At 64.9% G+C, this 22731-nt stretch carries 22 protein-coding genes; 18 read left to right on the top strand and 4 right to left on the bottom strand.

Features of this window, described 5'->3' with window-relative positions; all coding sequences use genetic code 11:
- Window positions 1-76: 76 nt before the first annotated feature.
- Window positions 77-3232 carry an efflux RND transporter permease subunit gene (locus ACQY4G_RS02040; protein WP_421992691.1) on the bottom strand — a complete coding sequence of 1052 codons (3156 nt, stop codon included), beginning with the start codon at window positions 3230-3232 and terminating at the stop codon, window positions 77-79.
- Window positions 3229-4407, bottom strand: coding sequence for an efflux RND transporter periplasmic adaptor subunit (locus ACQY4G_RS02035; protein ID WP_421992689.1), 1179 nt, complete (start codon window positions 4405-4407; stop codon window positions 3229-3231). Before ACQY4G_RS02035 ends, ACQY4G_RS02040 begins: the two co-directional genes overlap by 4 nt.
- A 98-nt stretch (window positions 4408-4505) precedes the next feature.
- Between ACQY4G_RS02035 and ACQY4G_RS02030 the strand changes: the two genes are divergently transcribed.
- A complete protein-coding gene (locus tag ACQY4G_RS02030) occupies window positions 4506-5978 on the top strand; it encodes an efflux transporter outer membrane subunit (protein WP_421992687.1) in 1473 nt (490 codons plus the stop codon).
- A 138-nt stretch (window positions 5979-6116) separates the two neighbouring features.
- Here the strand turns inward: ACQY4G_RS02030 and ACQY4G_RS02025 are convergent, their stop codons facing one another.
- Both ACQY4G_RS02025 and ACQY4G_RS02020 read right to left on the bottom strand, forming a co-directional pair.
- A complete protein-coding gene (locus tag ACQY4G_RS02025; RefSeq protein WP_067693931.1) occupies window positions 6117-6680 on the bottom strand; it encodes a PilZ domain-containing protein in 564 nt (187 codons plus the stop codon).
- Between the two features lie 184 nt (window positions 6681-6864).
- A complete protein-coding gene (locus ACQY4G_RS02020; protein ID WP_421992685.1) occupies window positions 6865-7707 on the bottom strand; it encodes a flagellin in 843 nt (280 codons plus the stop codon).
- 223 nt (window positions 7708-7930) lie between these two features.
- Between ACQY4G_RS02020 and ACQY4G_RS02015 the strand changes: the two genes are divergently transcribed.
- The 17 genes from ACQY4G_RS02015 to fliD are packed head-to-tail and all read left to right on the top strand — an operon-like array spanning window position 7931 to window position 22731.
- Entirely contained in the window at window positions 7931-9193 is a 1263-nt protein-coding gene (locus ACQY4G_RS02015) for a sigma-54 interaction domain-containing protein (RefSeq protein WP_421992683.1), read from the top strand.
- Window positions 9190-9552, top strand: a complete 363-nt coding sequence (fliE, locus tag ACQY4G_RS02010) for a flagellar hook-basal body complex protein FliE (protein ID WP_067693940.1) — start codon at window positions 9190-9192, stop codon at window positions 9550-9552. Before ACQY4G_RS02015 ends, fliE begins: the two co-directional genes overlap by 4 nt.
- A gap of 3 nt (window positions 9553-9555) precedes the next feature.
- Window positions 9556-11187, top strand: a complete 1632-nt coding sequence (gene fliF, locus ACQY4G_RS02005) for a flagellar basal-body MS-ring/collar protein FliF (protein WP_421992681.1) — start codon at window positions 9556-9558, stop codon at window positions 11185-11187.
- The gene (gene fliG, locus ACQY4G_RS02000) at window positions 11184-12203 is read left to right on the top strand and encodes a flagellar motor switch protein FliG (RefSeq protein WP_291179575.1); all 1020 of its coding nucleotides are present in this window, start codon (window positions 11184-11186) and stop codon (window positions 12201-12203) included. Before fliF ends, fliG begins: the two co-directional genes overlap by 4 nt.
- Window positions 12196-12777, top strand: coding sequence for a FliH/SctL family protein (locus ACQY4G_RS01995; RefSeq protein WP_421992679.1), 582 nt, complete (start codon window positions 12196-12198; stop codon window positions 12775-12777). The genes fliG and ACQY4G_RS01995 overlap by 8 nt, the downstream gene beginning before the upstream one ends.
- Window positions 12765-14096 (top strand): FliI/YscN family ATPase, encoded by a 1332-nt coding sequence (locus ACQY4G_RS01990; RefSeq protein ID WP_421992677.1) that lies wholly within the window; start codon window positions 12765-12767, stop codon window positions 14094-14096. The genes ACQY4G_RS01995 and ACQY4G_RS01990 overlap by 13 nt, the downstream gene beginning before the upstream one ends.
- The gene (locus ACQY4G_RS01985; protein ID WP_067693951.1) at window positions 14086-14472 is read left to right on the top strand and encodes a hypothetical protein; all 387 of its coding nucleotides are present in this window, start codon (window positions 14086-14088) and stop codon (window positions 14470-14472) included. The genes ACQY4G_RS01990 and ACQY4G_RS01985 overlap by 11 nt, the downstream gene beginning before the upstream one ends.
- Window positions 14473-14532: 60 nt before the next feature.
- Window positions 14533-16161, top strand: a complete 1629-nt coding sequence (locus ACQY4G_RS01980) for a hypothetical protein (RefSeq protein WP_421992673.1) — start codon at window positions 14533-14535, stop codon at window positions 16159-16161.
- A gap of 33 nt (window positions 16162-16194) precedes the next feature.
- Window positions 16195-16791 carry a flagellar basal body-associated FliL family protein gene (locus ACQY4G_RS01975; RefSeq protein WP_067693957.1) on the top strand — a complete coding sequence of 199 codons (597 nt, stop codon included), beginning with the start codon at window positions 16195-16197 and terminating at the stop codon, window positions 16789-16791.
- A complete protein-coding gene (locus ACQY4G_RS01970) occupies window positions 16788-17684 on the top strand; it encodes a FliM/FliN family flagellar motor C-terminal domain-containing protein (RefSeq protein ID WP_421992671.1) in 897 nt (298 codons plus the stop codon). The genes ACQY4G_RS01975 and ACQY4G_RS01970 overlap by 4 nt, the downstream gene beginning before the upstream one ends.
- 5 nt (window positions 17685-17689) lie before the next feature.
- Window positions 17690-18013: a flagellar motor switch protein FliN gene (gene fliN / locus ACQY4G_RS01965; protein ID WP_157075165.1), complete on the top strand. Its 324-nt coding sequence runs from the start codon at window positions 17690-17692 to the stop codon at window positions 18011-18013.
- Window positions 18013-18318, top strand: coding sequence for a flagellar biosynthetic protein FliO (locus ACQY4G_RS01960; protein WP_291173265.1), 306 nt, complete (start codon window positions 18013-18015; stop codon window positions 18316-18318). The genes fliN and ACQY4G_RS01960 overlap by 1 nt, the downstream gene beginning before the upstream one ends.
- A complete protein-coding gene (fliP, locus tag ACQY4G_RS01955; protein ID WP_067693967.1) occupies window positions 18315-19082 on the top strand; it encodes a flagellar type III secretion system pore protein FliP in 768 nt (255 codons plus the stop codon). Before ACQY4G_RS01960 ends, fliP begins: the two co-directional genes overlap by 4 nt.
- 5 nt (window positions 19083-19087) lie before the next feature.
- On the top strand, window positions 19088-19360 hold the full coding sequence (locus tag ACQY4G_RS01950; protein WP_067693970.1) for a flagellar biosynthetic protein FliQ: 273 nt from the start codon (window positions 19088-19090) through the stop codon (window positions 19358-19360).
- Window positions 19361-19370: 10 nt separating this feature from the next.
- The gene (fliR, locus tag ACQY4G_RS01945; protein ID WP_421992669.1) at window positions 19371-20156 is read left to right on the top strand and encodes a flagellar biosynthetic protein FliR; all 786 of its coding nucleotides are present in this window, start codon (window positions 19371-19373) and stop codon (window positions 20154-20156) included.
- The gene (locus tag ACQY4G_RS01940; protein ID WP_421992667.1) at window positions 20153-21316 is read left to right on the top strand and encodes an EscU/YscU/HrcU family type III secretion system export apparatus switch protein; all 1164 of its coding nucleotides are present in this window, start codon (window positions 20153-20155) and stop codon (window positions 21314-21316) included. Before fliR ends, ACQY4G_RS01940 begins: the two co-directional genes overlap by 4 nt.
- Entirely contained in the window at window positions 21313-22731 is a 1419-nt protein-coding gene (fliD, locus tag ACQY4G_RS01935; protein WP_421992665.1) for a flagellar filament capping protein FliD, read from the top strand. Before ACQY4G_RS01940 ends, fliD begins: the two co-directional genes overlap by 4 nt.

The raw sequence follows: 22731 nt of genomic DNA, 5'->3' as shown, positions 1-22731 counted from the left end.
CCGCAGATTGGAATGGAGCATGACATGGGCAAGTGACCACGTCACGGCACTTGAAATTCATTGGCCCGGGCCGCTCTCAGGATGTCGCATCGCGGGTTCCGAGGCGTCTCCAGTCGAAGTCGATTGCTTTTTGGGAACCCCGATTGCGCTCGCGCCTGCGGGAGATAACGCCAAACGCACTCGGCACGAAATAGAGCGAGAGGATCATCGAGCCGATCACGCCCCCGGCGAGCACGATGGCAAGCGATGGCCAGAAGGATCCTCCGATCAGTATCAGCAGGGGGAGGAACCCGCCTGCGGTCGTAAGTGTCGTCGACAGGATATGGCGCCCGCACTCGGACACCTGTTCGGCGATGGCGCCCGGATCGCCCGTTCTGGCGGCATCACTCTTGCGGATCGCGGCGATGACGACGATCGCGTTGTTGAAGGCCAGGCCGATCAGTCCGATTGTGCCGAGGATCGTGTTGAAACTGATCGGGAAGCCGGCGATCCAAGTGGCCAGCATAGCATTGCCGACGGACATTATCGCGACCACCAGCAGCACACCGGCGAGCGCGACACTCCGAAATGTGAGGACGAGCGTCGCGAGCATCGCGGTGACCAGTAGCGGCGCATAAGTACCGAGATTGCCCTGCGCCTGCGCGTCCTGTTCCGCTTCACCGCCGAGCGCGATCCGGTAACCGGCGGGCAGGGAAAAGCCCTGCTCTTCCAGATTTTCGAGAATCTGCTGCGAAATGTCGATGGGGAGAGCGTCGTTGCGCGTGTAGGCCTTGACCACATTCACTCTCTCACCATCGAGGCGGGTAATCCCGCCTGCGGCTGGCGTCAGCCGCGTCTCGGCCACCGCATCCAGGGGCAGAAACGCGCCGGTCGGCGTAACCAGGGTTCGCGCCCACACATCCGATGGAGCGGAGCGGTGCGCCTCGTCGAGCCGTACGCGAACGGGAAGCTGTTCGAGATCCTCCATGAGAATACCGCCGGTTTCGCCGTCGAGCCCGCCCCTGATCTGCGCGGCGATTGCGCTTCCATCGAGGCCCACGGCACGGGCTTCTTCCTCCCGCAGATCCACAGTCAATCGCGGTTCTCCGCGCGGCATCGTGACTTCGGTGGCAAGCACGTCCGGATGGCGCATCAGTTCGAGGCGTATCCTTTCGCCGATCCGTTGCAACTCGGCGATCGAGGGCCCTGTCACCTTGTACTGGACGGCTGCCTCGGTCGGCGGGCCCTGCTTGAATTGCGAGACGACGATCTGGGCGGAGGGAAATTCCAGCGGAAGCTCCCGTTCCAGCCGGCGAACGAGTTCCAGCGTCGCGTCGGGACCGGATGTCTCGACAAGCGCCTGCGCATAATGGGATGCGTTGTCCTGGGTCATGACCAGATTGTAGAAGACCGAAGGGAAGCTGCCACCGACGAGCCAGTGGACCTCTTCCACCCCCGGTTCGGCCCGCAGCGACTCTTCGATGCGCCTGCTGAGAGTGTCGGTTTTCTCCAGTGACGCGGACGGTTCGATACTGACCTTAACATCGAACATGTCGCGATCGACGGGAGGGAAGAACTGGCTGCCGAGAAACGCAACTGAGACGAAGCCGATGAAAGGAAGGGAGAAGGAGACCAGGATGGCCAGCCAGGGCCGGCGCACCGCAAGCCGCACGGAGGAGAGGAATCGTTTGGCAAGCTCCCGGTTGCGGTAACCCGCTTCCAGGATGCGGTCTCCTTCTCCGGACGCTCGACCCTTTGCGAAACGGGCAGCGAGCGCCGCAATGACCGTGATCGCGAGCGCGTAGGACAGGCCCACGGCTAGGATCACGCTCGTTCCGATCCAGCCGACGAAATCGCCGGTGCTCCCGGGAAGAAGCGAGATCGGAGCGAAAGCCAGGATGGTGGTGAGCGTCGATGCGAACAGCGGCATTCTCAAATGCGACAGCGTCGCGCGCATGGCCTGCTGGCGCTCCAGGCCGCGAGCGAGGTTCGCATTGGTCTCGTCGACGACGACGATCGCATTGTCGATCAGGAGACCGAGTCCGATGATCATGCCGAAGATCGACATCTGGTGAAGCGAGCCGCCCAGTACCATCATGGCGACGAGGACGCCTGCGCCCGTCAGGGGCAATGCTGTGCTCACGATCAAGGCGGAACGCCAGCCCATCACTGCCAGGACTACCATCATGATGACCAGGGCGCCGAGCACGAGATTGATGGCGAGATCGTTCAGCCGGTCATTGGTGTATCGCGACTGGTCGAACAGTTCGCGCACCACGATCTCGCCCTGCCGCTCTTCGGCGAACTCGGCGGTGATCGTCTTGGCGGATTCCGCCCAGGCGCCGATCCGCTCGCCGGCGGCCATGCGCGCCGCCACGAACACTGCCCGGTTCCCATCGCTTCGCGCGAGGGCAGGTGGTGGCAAGCGCCATTCCTTGGACGTTTCGGCAATGTCGCGAACCCGGATCGTCCTGCCCTCGGCATCACTCTTCAGCGCTACCGCGCCGACACGGTCGAGCGCTTCGAACGCTCCATCGACCTCGACGGCGAGGTCTTCGGCGCCAGTGCGGACGGTGCCGGCCGATCGCTTCGTGTCGGCTGCAGTGAGTGTGGTGGCGAACTGCGCCGCCGTCATGCCGAGTGCGGCGAGTTCATCCGGCCTGGGCGTGACGGTGATCTCCTCGACCGGGGCACCATAAAGACGGACGATCTCGGTGCCGGGTATCCGGCGCAGCCGATCGGCGAGGATCTCGGCGCGTCGTGCCATGATTCCCACGGGAGGATCGCCGTCGCCGGTCCATTCGACGGTTGCGATATAGGAAAAGGCGACGGCAGCCCGCTTGTCGTCGAACAGGGGTTTGCGCACTCCTGCTGGGAATTCCCCCGATGCCTCGTCGAGCTTTTCCCTGATCTGCGAAAAGATCGCCTCGTTCGTCTCCGGGGTAACCGACGCCTGAAGTTCTATCTGAACGAAAGAGATACCCGCCCGCGATGTCGACTCGATCTCCTTGATCTCTTCGATCTCCTGCAACTTTTCCTCGATCGGATCGGTCACCTGCGCTTCGACCTGTTCGGCGGAGGCGCCGGGATAGGGGGTGAAGACGAGAGGAAAACGCTGGGTGATCCGGGGATCCTCGAGCTTCGGCAGCGCGCCGAGCGCAAGGAGGCCGCCGAGAAGCAGAATTGCGATGACGAGCCAGAGCAAATGCCCGTTGGCATAGAGCACGGGGCGACGCGGCCTTGGAGAGGTCATCGACGCTTCTCCCGCATGGCGGATACCGGGGTGACCGCCATTCCGGGAACGAGGCGATGCAGCCCGTTGCGCACGATGCGTTCGCCCTCGGCTAACGGACCTCTCACGAAGGCGCGGTCCGCCTCCTGATAGATCAGTTCCACGTCCTTTTGCATCAGCTCGGCAACGCCGTCCTTCTCCGTGACGACGTAGACCGACCAGAGGCCACCTTCGCTTTCCGCCAGCGAGGATACGGGAATCCAGTACCCGCGCTCCGGGTGGCTTCGCCGAAGGCGGAGACGGGCGGGAGCCCCCGCCTGAACCGCTCCGATGGCTACCGGCAGGCGGTAGAAGGCATCCAGCGTCTGTGTCGCGGGGTTTCGTGTTTGAACGATGCGTTCGAACCGGGCGACATACTCGGTAGAGCCGATCAGGAATCGCTGGCTTCCCAGACGATGCGCCTCGGCTGCCACATCGGTTGGCAAGCCGACCCGCACGCGCGGAGAGCCGAGTGCGGCGATCGTAAGGACGGGAGCGCCGGCGGCAACCACCTCTCCATCGTCGGCGTGCCTCGCAAGCACGGTGCCGGCGAACGGGGCGCGTAGCGTCGCCTTACCGATCTGCGTATCGAGATGGCCAATCTGGGCGGAGATCGCGGCGGCACTTGCCTCGCGCGCTTGTGCCTCGAACCGCGCCGCGTCGATTTCCAGTTCCGACGCCGCGGCGGGGTTCACTTGTGCCAGTCCTTCGAGACGGGAAAACGTGTTGGCGGCGAGCCGCTGCTCGGCCCTGGCACGCGCGCGCTGGGCGACGAGTTCGGCCCGCCGCGTGCGCAGCAGGTCGATGTCGAGCCGGGCCAAGGGCGCTCCGCGGCCAAACGACTGCCCCTCATCGACGAGCACCGAGGTGATCGCCCCTCCAATCTCGAAGCCGATACCGCTTTCCTGGATGGGTTCAACGCGTCCAAGATAGGTTGAGACCCGTTCGAACTCGCTGGCCGGCCGTGCCTCGAGAACATTTACCGGTGTCGGTCCGATGGGTGCCGCCGCGCTCCCACCGGCGCGGGTCGCCAGAACGATGACGGCCAATAGAGCGAGGGCACCGAAAAGGAAGGCGAGCACCACCCGACGATCCAGATCAGCCAGGGAAGTCAGACCCCGGTCGACATTCAATCGAACGCGCTGCTGCATGTTCATACGGCTCATCCTGTGTCGATGCCGGACTCGGCGGGTTGTAATGATGTATATACATCTATAGGCTTGGTCTCTGTCAATCCCATAAGCAGGAAGGCGAAATGAAGCGGAAAATCCCGGCGGTTTCCTGGGCGCCAGGCGCCATCGTACTGGCGCTAGCTCTTTCCGGATGTGTGTCGGGCCCCGACTTCGAACGGCCACAGCCCGATGTGGGCCGGCAATTCGTCGCCTCCGGAGACAGCGAAGGAATCGATCGCTTCGCTACCGATGACTTGCCCGGCACCCGATGGTGGGGAGAGTTCGAGGATCCGACTCTGGATGGGCTGGTCGAGCAGGCGCTGAATGAGAACCTGTCGGTAGAAACCGGGCTTGCCCGTCTGCAGCAGGCCACGGCCTTGGCGGATGCAGCGCGCGGAGCGCGCCTCCCGAGCGTCCAGGCGACCGCACAGGGTGCACGGGTGCGCACCTCGTCTCCCAACCTGGCGAGCGTCGGGACCGATGCCATCGAAATCACCGGCTATTCGGCCGATTTGCGGATCTCCTACGATCTCGACCTGTTCGGCAAGCGCGCGCGCCGCGCCGAATCCGCACGAGCGCGCCGCGACGAGGCGGCGTATCGGTTGCAGGCCATCCGCCTGCTTGTGGCTGCCGAGGTGGTTACCACCTATATCGAGCTCGCTTCCCTGCGTGACGAGATTGCCCTTCGCGAACAGCAGATCGAAGACCAGCAGGCCCGCCTCGACTTGCTCGAAGCGCGCCGTCGTTTCGGGCTGGAACGAGGCGCGACGGCTATCGATGCGGCAGCGGAAGTCGAACAATTGCGGGCGTTGCTCCCCTCGATCCGCCAGCGCACCGACGGAGCGGTCCATCGTCTCGCCGTGCTGCAGGGCCTGTTCCCGGCCCAAGCGGTCGTGAAGAAGGCCAGCCTTGCAGGCCTGAAGCAGCCCGTTTCGCTGGACACCGGAATTCCGTCGCAGCTCGTCCGCAACCGCCCGGATATTCTCGCCGCCGAAGCGCGCCTCGCCGCAGCCAGCGCGGAAATCGGCGTTGCGACGGCGAACCTTTATCCGGACCTTTCCATCATGGCGAGCGGAGGCGTGGCGGGATTCGAAGGTGCTGTCACGATCCTCGAACCCGTTTGGTCGATCGGAGGAGGAATTCTCGCCCCCCTGTTCCAAGGTGGGCGGCTTCGGGCCGAGAAGAGGGCGGCGGAGGCGAATTACAGAGCGGAGCTGGGCGAGTATCGCGGCGTCGTCCTCGGCGCCTTCGAACAGGTCGCCAACGGGCTTCGCGCCTTCGAGAACAACTCACAGGCCGTGAAATCATCGACGAAGGCAGCGCGGCTGGCCGAGGAAAGCCACGCTGTGGCTGCCGCCCGGTTCGACGCCGGGGTCGAGGCCTACACATCGGTTCTCCTCACGCAACGCCGCGCCCAGGATGCACGGATCGGAGAGCTGAGAGCGAAGGCCTCCTGGCTGTCCGATACCGCCCTCCTTCTCAGCGCAGTGGCGCCGGTCGAACCCATGAGCGCGATTGTTGGAGCCGCAATTCCACCCAAGCATCCCCTGCCGTAGACGCGGATGCCGGAATCCCGGCCTCAAGATTTAGCGGTCGTAATGCGGTCGTAATAGGAAGGTATCGCCACTGCTTCGCGGCTCGCGGGATCGCCCGTCACGCGCGCGAGCCGACTGCACCGTGTTCCCGCGCGGATGTCAGGGAATTTGCGTGGCCAACTTCCGCAGGGTTTGCGCGGCAATGTCCAGCGTCTGCAGCTTGGTCATGAAGCGCGCGACCACTGCCGGATCGTCGGCCAGTTCGTCGGCCAGCGCTTCCATCGCAGCGGCGGTATGATTGACTTCCTCGCGACTCAATTCGGTCGAAAACAGCGGGGCAGGGGTCTTGGGTGCCGGCGCCGAGACGAACTCGGCCTTGGCCATCTTCACCGCTGCATCGACTTCGGATTGCGTGCGGCGGCCTGAGGGCAGCCACTGACCGACATCGGCTGTGTTGCGGAACCGTATCCCGGCCTTGCCCGGTTTGACCCAGACGACATGCGCTTCGAGCGAGAGATCGCCGCGATGCAGCAGACATGGTGTGCCCGCGAGCGGCAGCACCGGGCCCTCGACCAGCGCGCCATTGGACGACATGTTGCGCACCTTGACCGTTTCGCGCGCACCCGAGGTGACGAGCGCGGCCATGACGAACATATTGGTTCGCGGTTCTGCGCGGGCGCAGTTGGGATAAGCTTCCCGATTTTCATATGCGGCTGATAGCATGTCGTTTCCCTGAAACCGTCATGAAGCGGTCTTCGGCAATATTGGCTGATCTTAACCCTATGTGGAAATACTGATCGGCGTGCCTCATCACGGCCGGCAAACCGGCCCCGCGCTCCAAAAGTGAAAGGCCCGCCGCTCTTGCAAGCGGCGGGCCCGATATCCCGTTGCCAGGGATTTAGGAGAATTAGCGGAGCAACGAGAGAACGTTCTGCTGGCTCTGGTTGGCCTGTGCCAGCATGGCGCCCGAAGCCTGGCTCAGGATCTGCGACTTGGCGAGCGCGGTCGTTTCAGCCGAATAGTCGGTGTCTTCGATCCGCGAACGTGCGTCGGACAGGTTGGTGATGTTGCTGTTCAGGCCGTTCACTGCCGATTCCAGACGGCTCTGGCCGGCACCGAGCGTGGCGCGAGCGCCGCTGATCGCGGTCAGGAGCGTGTCCGAGTTGGTGATGGTGGTGGCAGCTGCAGCGGTGGCCGAAACGTCCGCCGTGACAACGGTGCCGTCATGCATCGAGCTGACGTCGAGAGCGTCGATCGACAGCGCGATCTGGCTGCCCGAGTCCGCGCTCGCCTGGATGTTGACCGTGCGTGCGGCACCCGCGTTGGCGGTACCCGTGTCGAAAACGGCAACGCCGTTGAACTTGGTGTTCGCCATCACGTCATTGATCTGCGCGGCGAGCTGGTCGACTTCCTTCTGCATGTTGGCGCGGTCCGTGGCACCGTAGGTTTCCGAGGCCGACTGGACGGCCAGTTCGCGGACGCGCTGCACCATGTTGGTGACTTCGCCGAGCGCGCCTTCAGCGGTCTGCGCAAGCGAAATGCCGTCGTTGGCGTTGCGGACTGCCTGGCTCATGCCCTTGACCTGCGAGGTCATCGAGGTCGCGATGGCGAGGCCGGCGGCGTCGTCTTTCGCGCTGTTGATGCGCTTGCCGGTCGACAGGCGTTCCATGGCGGTGCCCAGCGACTTGCTGGCAGCGTTTGCGGCATTCGACGCCTTCAGCGCGCCGATATTGGTGTTGATGACGTTCATGGCTCATGTTCCCTTTGGTCTACGATCACTGCCCTCCCGGTCAGGATGCGGCAGCCGTGAACCAGACCGGCAAAATCGGCGCGGGATTAAGTGGGAGGGCGAAATCTGTGATGTGAAGAATTAACCATCCTCGTAAATCTACCAGCCCTAAAATTATCCAATCTTTGGCCGTGGGGGTGGCATTTCCCGGTTCGTCGATAAGACTTGCCATTTGGGGGCACTGATGGACGGGATTACGAAGACTTCGAATTATTCGCGCTTGCACGGACCGATCGAGGCCCGAATGGCGGGGATCGCGTCGTCTCTCTTCATGGAGCGGCCGGTGACGCTGGCGGACGAAAGCGATCTCGCTTCGAATCGCGACGCGCGTACCATTACGCTCGCGCGGGGCGACAAGCCCGCGATCGAACTCGCCGGTGTCGGTGGCACGCTTACCTATAGCGATCCCATCGCCGAAAGCAGCATCGCCGCGCTGGTCGCGATGACCTATGCCGGACAGGGGCCGGTTGCGGCCGATCCAGCCTCGCTGTCGATCATCGCGCTGGCCGATCGTCTCGCGCGCACCGAGATTCCGGTGCTGATCAATGGCCCGACCGGGACCGGCAAGGAAGTCCTTTCCAATTTCATCCACCGCCGCAGCGCCCGCGCGGACAAGCCATTCATCGCCGTAAACTGCGCGGCAATTCCCGAAACCATGCTCGAAGCCTTGCTGTTCGGTCACGAGAAGGGCTCGTTCACCGGGGCCAATGCAGCGGGCGAAGGCTTCTTCCGCGCTGCCGACGGCGGCACGCTGCTGCTGGACGAGATTGCCGAAATGCCGCTGTCGCTGCAGGCGAAGCTGCTTCGCGCGCTGCAGGAAGGCGAAGTCGTGCCGATCGGCGCGACGCGCCCGGTCAAGGTCGATGTCCGTATCATCGCCTGCGCCAACCGCGATCTGCCGCACGAGGTTCAGGAAGGCCGCTTTCGCGCCGACCTCTATTATCGCCTCAATGTCTTCCCCATCGAGATGCTGCCGCTGCGCGAGCGTCGCGCGGACATCGCGCCGCTGGCCTTCGCCATGCTGCTGCGTCATGTCGCCAAGGGTGAACGCATGCCGTGGATCGGCGATGCTGCGATTGCCGCGCTGACCGAATATGCGTGGCCGGGCAACGTCCGCGAACTCGAAAACGTCATGCGCAGGGCACTGCTGCTCGCGCAGGGCAAGGAAGCCATCGAAGTCGAGCATATCGTGTTCGACATGACCGCGCGCGCGGTCGAGAAGCCGGTCGAGCCCGAAGTCGCACCGGCACCGGAAGTACCGACCAAACCGGCCAAGCTGTCTAAGATCGTTCAGATATCCGAAGCGCGCGCCATTATGGAAGCGCTCGACGCGGTCGGTGGACACCGTGCCAATGCCGCGCGCGCGCTGGGCATCAGCGAGCGTACCCTCCGTTACCGACTGGCCTCCTTCCGTGAAGCCGGTATTGCCGTGGGAGCAGGCCGATGAACCCCGTAGGCGGAATTGGCGGGGGCGGCTCGATCGAACAGATCATCGCCCTGCGCCAGCAGATCATCGATCGTTCGAAGGTCCTGCAGGAAGTCCACCAGCCCAAACCCGCGGCGCCGACCGAAACGACGGCCACGACGCCCAGTTTTGGCGATACGCTGCGTACCGCGCTCGACAACGTCAATGCGGTGCAGGCCGAATCGGGGCGGATGACGGCCGCCTACGAACGCGGGGAAGAGACCGATATCGCCAAGGTGATGCTGGCCCGACAGGAATCGAGCGTCGCCTTCGAAGCCACACTCCAGGTGCGCAACAAGCTGCTTGCCGCGTACCAGGAAACCATGCGGATGGGGATTTAATCCATGAACGGTCTGGTTCCTGCCGATAGCCCCGGCGGCGGCAGCAGCGGCATGCTCGCACCGCTCACCACCGGGACGGGTACTTTTGGCGAGCGCCTGCGCGCCTTCACCGCGCAGCCCGCCGTCAGGAAAGTGCTGCCCTGGTTTGCCGGGACTGCCGGTCTCGGCCTGATGGCCCTGACCTGGGCGACCCTGTCGCCTGCGCCGCAGCGCGTGCTCTATTCATCGCTCGGCGATGCCGAGCGTGCCAGCGTGGTCGCGTCGCTCGACCAGGCCGGTATCAATTACACGATCGACAACAATACCGGCACGCTGACCGTGGGCGAAGACGATGTCTATCGCGCGCGGATGCTGGTCGCCTCGGACGGCTCCCTGGCTGCACCGGCGAGCGGCACCGACCTTATCGAAAGCCTGCCGATGGGCGCCAGCCGGACGCTCGAGGGCGACCGTCTGCGCGCGGCGCAGGAACGCGAACTAACTCTTACCATCATGGAGATCGACGGTGTCGAGGCCGTGCGTGTCCACATCGCCAAGGCCGAACGGTCGGTTTTCGTGCGCGAGGACGTTGCACCATCGGCATCGATCATGGTGCGCCTCGCGCGGGGTCGCCAATTGACCGATGGCCAGGTCATGGCGATCACCAATCTCGTCGCGGCTTCGGTGCCGGGGCTGGGGATCGATGCGGTCAAGGTTGTCGACCAGCATGGGAAATTGCTGACCCAAGCGCGCGATCCCAATACCGGCCGGGTCGATATGCAAGCGCAGATGGAGGCCAAGCTCAATGCGCAGGTCGACCAGTTGCTGGCGCCGATGTTCGGTGCCGGTGCCTTTACCTCGCAGGTCCAGGTCGAGCTCGACATGAACGAGGTCACTTCCGCGCGCGAAAGCTATGACAAGGACGGCACCGTCCGCCGCGAGACCACGCAGCAATCGCAGAGCAATGCGACGCAGGCGGGCGGCATTCCCGGCGTGCTGGCGAATACGCCGCCTGCCGATGGAGAAGCGCGCGAAGGCGCGCCCGAAGACACGCAGAATGCCGGCGCCGCCGGTGGCGTGGGTGAAAGCAGCGCGACGCGGGTTTACGAACTCGGCCGCGAGGTCTCGGTCTCCAATCTCTCCCCCGGTTCGATCAAGTATCTTTCCGTGGCGGTCGCCATCGACCAGGCCGCCCTGGCCGAAGCGAGCGCGGCCGACATCAACAAGGTCAAGGAACTCGTCTCGGCTGCGGTCGGCGCGCGGGAAGACCGTGGCGATCAGGTAACCGTGGTCATGCGCGCCTTCGAAAAGGTCGAAGCGGCGGAAATCCCATTCTACGAAACCAGCTGGTTCGGCATGGCCGTCCGCAACGGTGTCGCCATCCTTGCCGTGCTGTTGGTCTTGCTGCTCGCGGTGCGTCCGGCCGTCAAGGCGCTGCGCAGTGGACCGAAGAACGGCGGCACTCTTGAGCCAAGCGGGCAGGGGCTCGCACCGGCCCTTGGCAGCCCCAGCATGGGCGCTGTCACGCCGTACGACCGCGAGGCGCTTGATGGCCAGATCGAACTGGCCCAGCGGATCGCGCGCGAAAACCCGGATGATGCCGTGCTCGCGCTGCGTCGCATGCTGGCTGAAGACGTGCGCCCGGGAGTCTCGGCATGACCGCGCCCGCACCGCGCCTTCTCGGCGGCACCGACAAGGCTGCCATCATGGTCATGTTGCTGGCCGAAGAGGATGCATCGAAAATCCTCGGTCAGCTCACGCCCGACGAATTGCGCCAACTGGCCGGTACGATGTGCGGGATCGGCGAAATCGAGCCGCAGGCGATCGCGGATGCCATTGCCGGCTTCTCGCACTCGACCGAGAATGGCGGCATTTCGGGACATGGGCGGGTGGACAACGTTCGCAAGCTGCTCAACAGCGCAGTGGGCGAGGTCAAGACCGACAATTTGATGCGCCAGGTCGCGCCCGAGGCGGAGGAAGAAAGCCTCCCCGCGCTCGGGCTGCTGCGTTGGCTCGATCCGAAGATCATCGGCGAGATCCTTGCCGACGAGCATCCTCAGGCGATCGCGGTTCTCCTGCTGCAACTCGATACCGAGGTGGCTGCGGCCGCTCTATCGGCGCTGCCCGAAGACCTGCACACGCCGGTGCTTCACCGGGTTGCCCGACTGGGTCCCGTGTCGCGCCAGGCCATCGAGATCCTCGAGCAGACGCTCAATGCCAAGATCGAACAACTGCACGGGACCATCCCGCTCACCATGGGCGGCATCAAGCATGCAGCCGAGATCATCAATCGTTCGCATCGCAACGTCGAGAAACGCGTGCTGCCCACGATCGGCAAGATCGACAAGCAGCTCGCCAAGGAACTCGAGAACGAGATGTTCAAGTTCGAGCACCTGTTTGCGCTCGATACGAAGATGACCGGCGTGCTGCTGCGCGAAGTCGAAAGCGATACGCTGATCCTTGCGCTCAAGGGCCTCGAAGAAGACCAGCGCGACCAGTTCTTCGGCGCCATGTCGTCGCGTGCCGCCGACGGTCTGCGCGACGAGATCGAGATGCGCGGACGGGTCAAGAAAGCCGATGTCGAGACCGCGCAAAAGGAAATCGTCGCCATCGCCAAGCGCCTCGTGGCGCAGGGCGATCTGATCATGGGCGAGGGCGACGAAGACTATGTCTAGGATCGCCTACGCCGCGCTGGGAAAGCGGGGGAATTTCGCCCGCGACGACCGCTATACCAAGCCGCAGGTGGAAGTCGCAGCCGCCGAAGTCGAGGTCGAGGATGCGGCCGAGAAGGCCTATCGTGCGGGCTACGAGGACGGGCAGGTTTCCGCGCGCGCCGATTTCGAAGCGCAATTGCAGGCGGAGCGGGCCGGGCGTTCGGCGATCGAACTGGCCTTCGCCCGTTTCGATGCCGAAAGCGAGCGCCTGTTGCGCGACCGGATGCTCTCCACGGTTCAAGCGCTATGCGAGGAAGCCGTGCTTCCGCTCGCGCTCGACGCGGAAGGGCTTGCCCGGCGCGTCGAAGCGGCGGCCGCCATGCTGCAGCGCAAGCACGACCGGCGGATCATCCATATTCATCCCGAAGACCTCGAACTGGTCCGCGACAATGTGACCGGCGATCTCGAGCTCGTGGCCGATGGGAGTGTGGAGCGCGGCGGACTGCGCGTCGAGACCGATGATGGCGGGGTCGAGGACGGCCCTCAGCAATGGCGCCGCGCGCTCGCCGAAATTTTCGATACATGCAAGCACTGATCGACACGACTCTCGAGGCGGTCGAGGGCGCCTCGCTCGACCTCGCGCCGCGCCGGTTCGGCCGCGTTGTGGCCTGCGACGGCGGACTGATCGAGGTGTCCGGTCTGGGCGTGCCGATCGGCTCGATCTGCACCATCGCACAGGGCGCGTCGACCGAGCACCGCGCCGAGACGATCGGGTTTCGCAACGGCCATACGATGATGATGATGCTGGGTGATACGGTCCTGTTGCGCCCGGGAGCCATCGTGCGACCCGAAGGACGCCCGGGCATGCTCAGTGTCGGCGCCGAGTTCCTCGGGCGTGCTGTCGATGGATCGGGTGAACCGATCGATGGCGGTGGACCGATCATGGCGACCACCAGTTGGCCCGCCGGCGGTCGTCGTGTCGGGGCACTCGACCGTTCCCGCGTGACTCAGGTATTCGACAGCGGCATCCGTTCGCTCAACGCGCTCACTACCTTCGGCGTCGGCCAACGCATCGGCATCATGGCGGGTTCTGGCGTCGGAAAGTCCGTGTTGATGGACATGATCGTCGATGGCGCCCAGGCCGATGCGGTAGTCGTCGGACTGATCGGCGAACGTGCACGCGAGGTTTCCGATTTCGTTACGCGCCACATGTCGGGGGACCGCGCGGCAAGCACCGCGATCGTCGCCGTTCCCGCCGATCACGCCGCCAATCTACGGCTGCGCGGCGCCATGCTGGCGACATCGATCGCCGAGCACCTGCGGTCGCAGGGCAAGCGCGTGCTGCTGATACTCGACAGCCTGACCCGCGTCGCGCATGCCGCGCGCGAAATCGGAATCCTGCTCGGCGAGCCGGGGGCCGCCCGCGGCTATCCACCCTCTGCCCTGGCGACGATCACCAAGCTGATCGAGCGGGCCGGCAATTCGGAGGAATCGGGCGGGGCGATCACCGGGATCTACACCGTGCTCGCCGATGGCGACGACCAGAACGATCCGGTCGTCGACACCGCACGCGCCATCCTCGACGGACATATCGTACTTTCGCGCGAGATCGCGCAGCGCGGTCAGTATCCCGCAGTCGACGTGGGCGCATCCCTCAGCCGAGTGATGAACGATATCGTCACCGCGGAACATGCTGCCACCGCTCGTCGGTTCAGGGCATTGAGCGCAACTTACGAGGCCAATCGCGATCTCGTCATGATGGGCGCCTACCGGCAGGGGGCCGACCCCTTGCTCGACGAGGCAATCGCGCTGCACCCGCGCATGTGCCAGTTCCTGTCCCAGGGCGGCAGCGAAAGCGTGGATATCGCAACCGCTTTCGCCCAGATGACGGAGCTTGTCGGCCGTGACGGTTGAGCGACGCAAACTCAAGCGCGCGCAATTGATCCAGCGAATACGCACCGTCGAGCGGATGCAATCGGCTGTCGCTGCCAGCGAAGCCGAGGCCGCCCGCGCGCGTCTCGTCGGCGTCGCCGAGCGAACGCGCAGCCTCGCCGCGCACTATGCGCACCGCGAGGGCGAGATGGTCGGCGCCGATCTGCGCTCCGGCAGCGCAATGCGCGACCAGTTGCAGAAGCTGACCGAGCTGAGCGAGAAGCAGGCCGAGGAAGCCGAACTGCAGTCGCAGGCCAAGCGCGAAGTGCTCGCGCAGTCGGACATGCGCCTGCGCAAAGCCGAAGAAGGCACGCGCGATCTCGTGCGCGCGATTGTCGCCGGTCTCGAAAAGGGCTGATTGTTCCGAAGTTTGGCACGCTTCTTGATAGAATGTCCGCGAACAAAAAGCGGACCTTTTATGACCCTTTCATTCAGCCTCCCCAGTTCGAACGATACGTCTTCGAACCTTGCCGGCCTCGATAGCGAGAGCGGGCGGAAAAGCGCGGCTTCAAAGGGGGCTGACGGCTTTGCCGACCTGTTGAACAACCTCGCATCGATCGTCCCGCCAGCCAATTTTGCTCCGGGCAAGACCGAGGGCGAGGGGCAAGGGCGGCAAGCCAGCGGTCTGCCGACCGGCAAAAGCTTGCCGGTTGCGATGCAGGAGCTGCCGGTCAGCGGGGATGGCGAAGCCGGCGCGGATCGAAACGGGGCGGAAATCGCCACCGTCATTCCGTACGCATCGCTCACGCTGGCAGCTACTCCGATCGTATTGAAGGGTTCCGCCGCAACCGTTTCGGTTTCGTCCGAAGGCGGCGAAACCACGGCCACTCCCGCGCCCATGCTGCCGACGCTGGCGCGCGTTGCGGGGGTCGAGCGACAGGAAGGTACGCCGACGACGCACACGCCGGCAACCAAGGGTCATGTTGCCGCTCCCTCGGGTGAGCCGAAAGGCGACGGACTGCAGGTGCGCATTTCCGCTGCATCCGAACCGCGCGATGCCCGGATCACCGGTGCCATGCCCGCGCTCGAGAGCGGCAAGGCGCGGGTCGAATTGCCCGCCGCTGCTTCCCCAATCGCAGCGAGGGTCCAGACGGCGCCCGCCGCCGCGACGCCTGTCGCCCATACCGGTGCATCGGCCGAAACCCTGGCCGGTGAAAAACCACAATCGCCAGCAAACACTCTTCACGTGGCAGCGACGGCAGGTCGCGTTGCCGTGGCACCGTCCACCAGATTTTCGCCCAACGATGCGAGGGTCGCGGCGAAGCCTGCCACCATCGAACTCGGGGCCGCATCTGCCGCTTCCGCCAAGCCGGAAACCGCCGCGGCGCAACAACGCGGCGCGATCGAGCGGCCTGCGACGGCAGTTTCGCAACCCGCACGGGCGAGCGAATTGACAGCCGGCGCATCGATGAGCGATCGCAGTCCCGATGAGGACAGTGCGGCGGCAGACAAGGCCGCGCTTGCGCCGCGGGCAACCGCCGGCGCCGAGGGTTCGAAACCCATGCCGCAGGCGCAGGCTCTCGCGGCGCCGGTCGACGGGCTCGGTACCGCCGCTCGGCCCCTTGCCAGCGCGACGCCCCAAGCGGCCGTCAACGATCCCTTTGCCGACGTGGAACGCGTGGTCGAACACCTCATGGCAGCGCGCCAGGTCGATCTGTCCAAGCCGGCTGCGATTGCCGTCGCGCACCGCGATTTCGGCGCGCTGACCGTGACCTTCGACCAGTCGGCGGCTGGCGGAATGAATGTCGAGATCGCCGCCGAGAACAGCGAGGCCCAGCGCGCGCTGGCCGCCGCCATGGCCAATGATCGCGGCACCACCCGCCAGCAGGACAGCGTCGCGCAGCCCAACCAGGCGCAGAGCCAGCCCGCCCCGACCACTTCGGAACGCGGCGGTTCAACGAACACGGGCGGATCAAGCCTCGCCAATGGCAGCGCCGAGGAGCAGCGCTCCAGCAATTCCGACCAGCGCAGAAGCCATGGCGACCGGGCTGCAAGCCAGCCCCATGCTCCGCCGCAGGCGCCCTCCGACGATGCGCTTTACGCCTAATTAACCATCTTTCTTCACACGCAGGATTACACCATGGCCAACGAACAAGCCTCAGACTCCGAAGCGAAGGAACCCGCCAAGAAAAAGGGCGGCAAGCTCAAGCTGGTGATCTTCTCGGCCCTCCTTCTGGGCGCCGGCGGTGGCGGCACCTATGCCGCCTTTGCGAGCGGCATGCTCGGGGTCGGTGGCGCTGAGGCGGAGGACCCGAACCCGCAGCTGGTGCTCAAGGGCGAGGACGATCCCTATCCTGTCGGCGAAACCGGCAAATCGAAGGACAAAGCGCCCGTCGTGCATGGCGTGGGCGGCGGTGAATACCGTACCGCCTATTACGACTTTTCCGACGAGTTCACTTCGAACCTCGCGGATGGGACGGCGCTGGTCCAGGTGACGCTGGCGGCATCCACGCATTACGACGGCCGCGTGCTGATGTGGCTCGGCGAGCACGAAACCGCGCTGCGCTCGCGCATTCTCGCCGAACTCGCCGCGACCAGCGAGGCCGATCTGGCCAGCGTGAGGGGCAAGGAAGAGCTGCAGAAGCGGCTGACCGCGGCGCTCAACGAAGTGCTCGAGGAGCGCGAGGGCTTCGGCGGCGTCAACAACGTCTACTTCCGGTCGTTCATCGTCCAATGATGAACACCCCGATCCCCGAGGCAGCGGCACGGGCCGCGCGCCACTGCGACGAGCTGCTCAGCAAGGCGGCCACTCCGCCCGATCTCGATCTCGAGTTCGCGCGCTTTGCCCGTGGCTTTGCCGAACAGGCGAATACCCAATTGTCCGTCCTGTGCGACGACCGCGGCCTGTCCGCCGAAATCGTCGACACAGGGCTGCAGCCGGTTGGCGAATGGTACGCCAAGGTCGGCGCGGCGCACCGCCACAGCTTCTTCTCGCTCGGCCAGGAAAGCCGTGGCATCCTGATCTCGGTTCCGATCGGAGAACTGGCGGGCCAATTCGAGCGTATTCTCGGCGGCACCGGCGAGGTCGACGAAAGCTGCACCACCCTGCCAGCCTCGGCCATGCGGTTTGCGCAGCAGTTCGAGGACAAGATGGCGGAAATCCTGCGTCGCACGAGCGATCGCCGGGAAATCGCCGCGACGGCCAATGGCGACGAAGTCGAGCAAGTCGCCCCCTTCGGGGCAAGCGAGCGTGTCTGGACGGCAACGCTTGCCGTCTCTTCGGTCAAGAGCCCGCGCGTGTGGCAGGTTCGCCTCGCGGCATGCAATGCGATGATCGCCGAAATCGTCGGCACGCGCGCGGTATCACCAGCGACCGGGCGCACGATCGGTGCGCGCGGGATCGATGGTTCGGCGATCGCCGAAGTCGACCTGCCGCTACGCGCAGTGCTGGTGGATGTCCCGATGTCGGTGGCTCGGCTGGCCAGCCTCGCGCCCGGAGCGGTCATCCCCGTCGCGGTCAACCGCAACGTCCCGCTGCTGACCGGTAATCTCACGATCGCGCACGGCTGCGTCGGCGAACTCGACGACCGTGTTGCCCTCGAACTCATCCAATCTTTCCTCTCGGAGTAGAACACATGGCTTCGCATGCAGACGGCTTCGGCCTCATTCAGGACATCGATGTCCGCCTCACCGTAGAGCTCGGCCGCAAGTCGATGCGCCTGCGCGACGTGCTCGCGCTGGGCGAATCCAGCGTGATCGAGCTCGACCGCCTGACCGACGAGCCGCTCGACATGTTCGTCAACGGTAAGCTGATCGCCCGCGGCGAAGTCATCGCTCAGGGGAGCCGTTTCGCCATCCGGGTGCTCGAGATCGTCGGTGCATCGCCAAGCGAACCTTCGATGGATCGTCGGCCCCAGCCGCTTACGGTTACGCCGGCCGGTGCGGGCGAGGCTGCCTGATGCTCTGGTACGTCCTCAAGCTCCTGATCCTATTGCCCGTGATCGGGCTGATGATCTGGGGCAGCCTCAAGCTGGCCAAGAAGATGCAAGGTCAGTTCGGTGCGCCTGCCGGCGGCAGCAAGGCGGTGCGCATAGTCGAAAGCACCATGCTTTCGCCGACGCTGCGTCTCGCCGTCATCGAGTTTCACGGCCGCGAAATCCTCGTTTCGACCTCGCGCAACGGCCTCACGCGCCTGGCCGAGGCCCCGGCCCGGGCGCAGACGCAGCCCCTGGCGCAACCCCAGGCGCAGGACCTGCTTCCGTGATCGTTCGCGTGACCAAATGGGCTGCGGCCCTGGCAGCGCTCGCCTACCCTGCGCTTGCCAGCGCGCAAACCGGCGATGCCGCCGTATCGGGCGCGCTCGACCGCGCCTTCGGGCAGATGGCGGGTGCGGGCGGTGAGCCGCTGAGCCTGTCGCTCCAGCTTCTGCTGGTGATGGGCCTGCTGACCATCCTGCCGGCGCTCCTGCTCATGATGACCAGCTTCACCCGCATCATCGTGGTGCTGGCGATCCTGCGCCAGGCGCTGGGCCTGCAACAGTCGCCGCCCAACCAGGTGCTGATCGGAATCAGCCTGTTCCTCTCGCTGTTCATCATGGCACCCACGCTGGAACGCGTGAACGAGGCCGCCATCGCCCCCTATTCGGCGGGCGAGATCGGCGCCGAAGTCGCGATCGAACGCGCCGGCGACCAGTTCCACAGCTTCATGATCCGCCAGACGCGCGAATACGATCTCGAAATGTTCGCCGACATCGCCGGGGCGGGGCAATTCGACAGCCCGCAGGACGTGCCGTTCTCGATCCTGCTGCCCGCCTTCGTCACCAGCGAACTGAAAACCGCCTTCCAGATCGGCTTCATGCTATTCCTGCCATTTCTCGTCATCGATCTCGTCGTCTCCAGCGTGCTGATGAGCCTCGGCATGATGATGATGAGCCCGATGATCGTATCGCTGCCTTTCAAGCTGCTGCTCTTCGTCCTCGTCGACGGCTGGGCGCTGCTGATGGGCTCGCTCGCCTCAAGCTTCGGATAGATATCATGGACGAAAGCGCCGTTCTCCTTTCCATGGCCGACCGCATGTTGTGGATCGCGGCCCTCGTGGCAGCGCCGATCCTGTTGGCCAGCCTTGCCATCGGTCTCGTGATCGGGCTCGTGCAGGCGGCCACATCGGTCAACGAACAGACGCTGACCTTCGTCCCCAAGCTGGGCGCGGTGGCCGTGGTGCTTGTCATCCTCGGCGCCTCGATGATGGCTCTGGTGGGCGATTTCACGCACGATATCTTCGCCGAGATCGCGCGGATCGGCGACTGAGATCCCTGCCGTGAACGGGATCGACTTCGGACTTGGTGCGCTCGAGCAGGACATGTGGCGGGTCGTCTTCCTGATGACCCGACTGGGTGCCGCGCTGCTTGCCGCGCCCTTCTTCGGGGCGAGCTCGGTACCGATGTCGGTGCGCGTGTCGATCACCGGCGCGCTGGCGATCTTCGTGTCGGTCTGGATGCCCGATATCGCCACTCCTCCGGCGCTGTTGTCGCTCGAAGGCATGCTGGCGATTGCGGGCGAAGTAATCATCGGGCTCGCGCTCGGGTTCATCCTGCAACTGGCCTTTGCCGCGCCGACCGTTGCCGCCGAACTGATCGGGGGTGGAATGGGGATGAGCATGGCGGTCTCGCAGGATGCCATGGGTGGCGGCACGACCACGTCCTTCGGCCAGTATTTCATGATCGTGCTGACGCTGATCTTCCTTGCCACCGGCGCGCACCTCCACTGGATCGCGCTGGTGACCGAAAGCTATCGGGCATTCCCGCCGGGACAGACCTGGCTCGGCGCTGAGCGTTTCGCCGCAATCGCGGGTTTCGCCAGCTTTATGTTCGAGACCGCTCTGCGGATCGCGCTGCCGGTCACGCTGATCCTGCTGCTGGTGCAGGTGCTGACGGGTGTCCTCAGCCGCTCGGCTCCCGCGCTCAACCTGTTCGCGCTTGGCCTGCCAGCGGGCGTGCTCGCTGGTCTGGCGGCCTTGATCATCTCCGCACCGCTGATCTTCGACCAGTTCACCGGCCTCGTCGGCGATGCGCTCGAACAGACCGAAAGCGTGATCGGCCAATGAGCGAGGAGACCGCCGGCGAGAAGACCTTTGCCCCGACGGAAAAGCGGCTCGCCGATGCCGCGAAGAAGGGCGACGTCCTGCGGTCCAAGGATGCGGGTACGGCTGCGGTCATGCTGTTCGGCGGCGCCTGGCTGGCGCTTGCCGGACCCTGGCTGCTCGAAGGGCTGTCGCAACTCGCGCGCGAAGCCTTCCTGTTCGACGCCAAGGACATGAACGATTTCGTGATCGAGGACCTGTTCATGCAGGGGCTGCTGCTCGGGGTGCCGGCGATCCTCACGCTGGCCGTGCCGGTGCTCATTCTCACGCTGATCACACAGCTCAGCTTCGGCCGCGGGCGTTGGGTGATCGGCAATCTCAAGGCCAAGGGCCAGCGGATCAATCCGTTACAGGGTCTCAAGCGTATGTTCGGCCCGCAGGGGCTGATCGAGATGGGCAAGGGAATCCTCAAGATCATCCTGCTCGGCGCGATTGCGGCGGTGTGGTGGTGGACCAGCATGGAAACGATCATCGGGCTGGGGCGCGGCAATCTGTCCGCCCAGCTGACGGCGGCGTGGTATTCGATCATCTCGCTCGTCTTCGCGCTCAGCGCGGGCCTGATCGTGATCGCTTTCGTCGATCTGCCGATCCAGTGGCTGCGTCAGCAGAAGCGCCTCAAGATGAGCCACCAGGAATTGCGCGACGAGAACAAGCAAACCGAAGGCTCGCCCGAAATGCGCGCCGCGCGGCGCCAGCGCCAGCGCGATATCGCCACCGGGTCGGTCTCGGGCGCGATGCGCGAGGCGCAATTCGTGATCACCAACCCGACCCATTTCGCCGTCGCGATGACCTATGATCCGGCCAAGGCATCGGCGCCGATCGTGCTGGCCAAGGGCCGCGGCGACAAGGCGCTCGCGATGAAAGAGCTGGCACGCGAGCTGGAGCTGCCGATGTTCGAGATCCCGCAGCTCGCGCGCTCGGTCTATTACACCACGCGCGAACGGCAGATCATCTGCGAGGATCTCTATGGTGCGGTCGCTTCGGTGCTGGCCTACGTCTTCTCGCTCAAGCGCGGCGAGACGCCGCCGATGCCGGCGGTCGACGTTCCTGCCGCGCTGCGTTTCGACGCCGATGGCAGATTGACGGTTAATCCCCGGGGCGGCGCGTCGTTATCAGAACGATGAGTATTTCGACCTCCTCGATCGCCTCCTCGCTCGGCATTGGCAGCGGCGTAGACATGACCGGTCTCGCCGAACAGCTGGCCGAGGCGCAGTTCGCCGGGCGAAACCAGCGATTGACCGACCAATCGGAAGTGCTCGAACGGCGCATTTCGCTGGCCGGATCGATCCGCAGCAGCCTGTCGACCTTCTCCGCCGCGCTGGGCGACCGGCTGCGCACGGGCGATCTAGCGCCGCTGCCCTCGATCACCAACCCGGCGGTCGCCGGCGTTTCGACTCCCGTCGGTACGCTGGGCAAGGGCAGCTATTCGCTAGAAGTTACGAAACTGGCCAGCAATCAAGTGCTTACAGGCCCGACCTATGCCGCGGAAACCGATACCGTCGGGGCCGGCACGCTGACCATACGGTTCGGCGAAACGACCAATGCTGCCTTCACCGAGGATGTGGCCAGCACGCCGCTGACGATCGATATTGCAGTGGGCGCGACACTGAAGGACGTGGCATCGGCCATCAATGCCAAGAACGCCGGGCTCAACGCCTACATCGCGCAGACTTCAGGGGGCGCGCAGCTAGTCGTAAAGGGCGCCGACGGGGTCCAGAACGGCTTTACAATCGATGCAACCGAAGACGGCGCCAATCCGGGCCTGTCGGCACTCGCATGGCAGCCGGGAAGCGATCCCGCACGGCTGGTCAAGACATCCGCCGATGCCGAATTCCTGCTCGACGGTCTGGCCCGCACCAGCGATTCCAACACGATCGACAGCGTCGCGCCGGGCCTCTCGCTTACACTGACCGGCACCAATGTCGGCGCGCCCGCTACGATTTCGTTCAACAGCCCGAACAGCGCGATCTCGAGCGTGATGCAGGACATCACCGGCGCGCTCAATGAAATTGTCGCCGAATTGCGCAGCGCCATCAATCCGCTCACCGGGGACCTGGCCCGCGATGCGGGTGCCCGGGCGCTCAGCCGGAGCCTGTCGGGCCTGGGATCGCTCGAGATCATGCCCAATGCGCCCGATGGGGCGCCGCGCACACTGGCCGAACTCGGCCTCGCCATTCAGCGCGACGGCAGCTTCGCTTTCGACAGCGCGACGCTCAATGCGACGCTGGCGCGCGACCCATCGGGCGTCGCCGCCATGTTCACCACGGGCATCGACGGCGTCTATGCGACGATCGACCGCATGGCGCGGTCGAACGCCGTTTCGAGCGACCCCGGCACGCTGGCCGGATCCATCGCCCGCTACCAGTCGCAGTCGCAGGAGGTTACGCGGGACCTCGAGAAACTGGCCGAGCAGCAGGAAGTCCTGCGCTCGAACATGGTGATACGCTTCGCCAAGGCCGACAGCCGAGTGGCCGCATCGCAATCCACCCTATCCTTCCTCCAGTCGCAGATCGACGTCTGGAACTCACAGAGAGACTGA

The organism is Qipengyuania sp. (assembly GCF_965277845.1).
Classification (GTDB): domain Bacteria; phylum Pseudomonadota; class Alphaproteobacteria; order Sphingomonadales; family Sphingomonadaceae; genus Qipengyuania.
The sequence above is the reverse complement of the archived record's forward strand: the minus strand, read 5'-3'. Positions and strand labels throughout refer to the sequence as shown.

Excerpts from the sequence above, each read along its gene's own strand:
- ACQY4G_RS02040 (WP_421992691.1), bottom strand. The coding sequence starts at position 3,232 with ATGACCTCTCCAAGGCCGCGTCGCCCCGTGCTCTATGCCAACGGGCAT.
- ACQY4G_RS02035 (WP_421992689.1), bottom strand. The coding sequence starts at position 4,407 with ATGAACATGCAGCAGCGCGTTCGATTGAATGTCGACCGGGGTCTGACT.
- ACQY4G_RS02030 (WP_421992687.1), top strand. The coding sequence starts at position 4,506 with ATGAAGCGGAAAATCCCGGCGGTTTCCTGGGCGCCAGGCGCCATCGTA.
- ACQY4G_RS02025 (WP_067693931.1), bottom strand. The coding sequence starts at position 6,680 with ATGCTATCAGCCGCATATGAAAATCGGGAAGCTTATCCCAACTGCGCC.
- ACQY4G_RS02020 (WP_421992685.1), bottom strand. The coding sequence starts at position 7,707 with ATGAACGTCATCAACACCAATATCGGCGCGCTGAAGGCGTCGAATGCC.
- ACQY4G_RS02015 (WP_421992683.1), top strand. The coding sequence starts at position 7,931 with ATGGACGGGATTACGAAGACTTCGAATTATTCGCGCTTGCACGGACCG.
- fliE (WP_067693940.1), top strand. The coding sequence starts at position 9,190 with ATGAACCCCGTAGGCGGAATTGGCGGGGGCGGCTCGATCGAACAGATC.
- fliF (WP_421992681.1), top strand. The coding sequence starts at position 9,556 with ATGAACGGTCTGGTTCCTGCCGATAGCCCCGGCGGCGGCAGCAGCGGC.
- fliG (WP_291179575.1), top strand. The coding sequence starts at position 11,184 with ATGACCGCGCCCGCACCGCGCCTTCTCGGCGGCACCGACAAGGCTGCC.
- ACQY4G_RS01995 (WP_421992679.1), top strand. The coding sequence starts at position 12,196 with ATGTCTAGGATCGCCTACGCCGCGCTGGGAAAGCGGGGGAATTTCGCC.
- ACQY4G_RS01990 (WP_421992677.1), top strand. The coding sequence starts at position 12,765 with ATGCAAGCACTGATCGACACGACTCTCGAGGCGGTCGAGGGCGCCTCG.
- ACQY4G_RS01980 (WP_421992673.1), top strand. The coding sequence starts at position 14,533 with ATGACCCTTTCATTCAGCCTCCCCAGTTCGAACGATACGTCTTCGAAC.
- ACQY4G_RS01975 (WP_067693957.1), top strand. The coding sequence starts at position 16,195 with ATGGCCAACGAACAAGCCTCAGACTCCGAAGCGAAGGAACCCGCCAAG.
- ACQY4G_RS01970 (WP_421992671.1), top strand. The coding sequence starts at position 16,788 with ATGATGAACACCCCGATCCCCGAGGCAGCGGCACGGGCCGCGCGCCAC.
- fliN (WP_157075165.1), top strand. The coding sequence starts at position 17,690 with ATGGCTTCGCATGCAGACGGCTTCGGCCTCATTCAGGACATCGATGTC.
- ACQY4G_RS01960 (WP_291173265.1), top strand. The coding sequence starts at position 18,013 with ATGCTCTGGTACGTCCTCAAGCTCCTGATCCTATTGCCCGTGATCGGG.
- ACQY4G_RS01950 (WP_067693970.1), top strand. The coding sequence starts at position 19,088 with ATGGACGAAAGCGCCGTTCTCCTTTCCATGGCCGACCGCATGTTGTGG.
- ACQY4G_RS01940 (WP_421992667.1), top strand. The coding sequence starts at position 20,153 with ATGAGCGAGGAGACCGCCGGCGAGAAGACCTTTGCCCCGACGGAAAAG.
- fliD (WP_421992665.1), top strand. The coding sequence starts at position 21,313 with ATGAGTATTTCGACCTCCTCGATCGCCTCCTCGCTCGGCATTGGCAGC.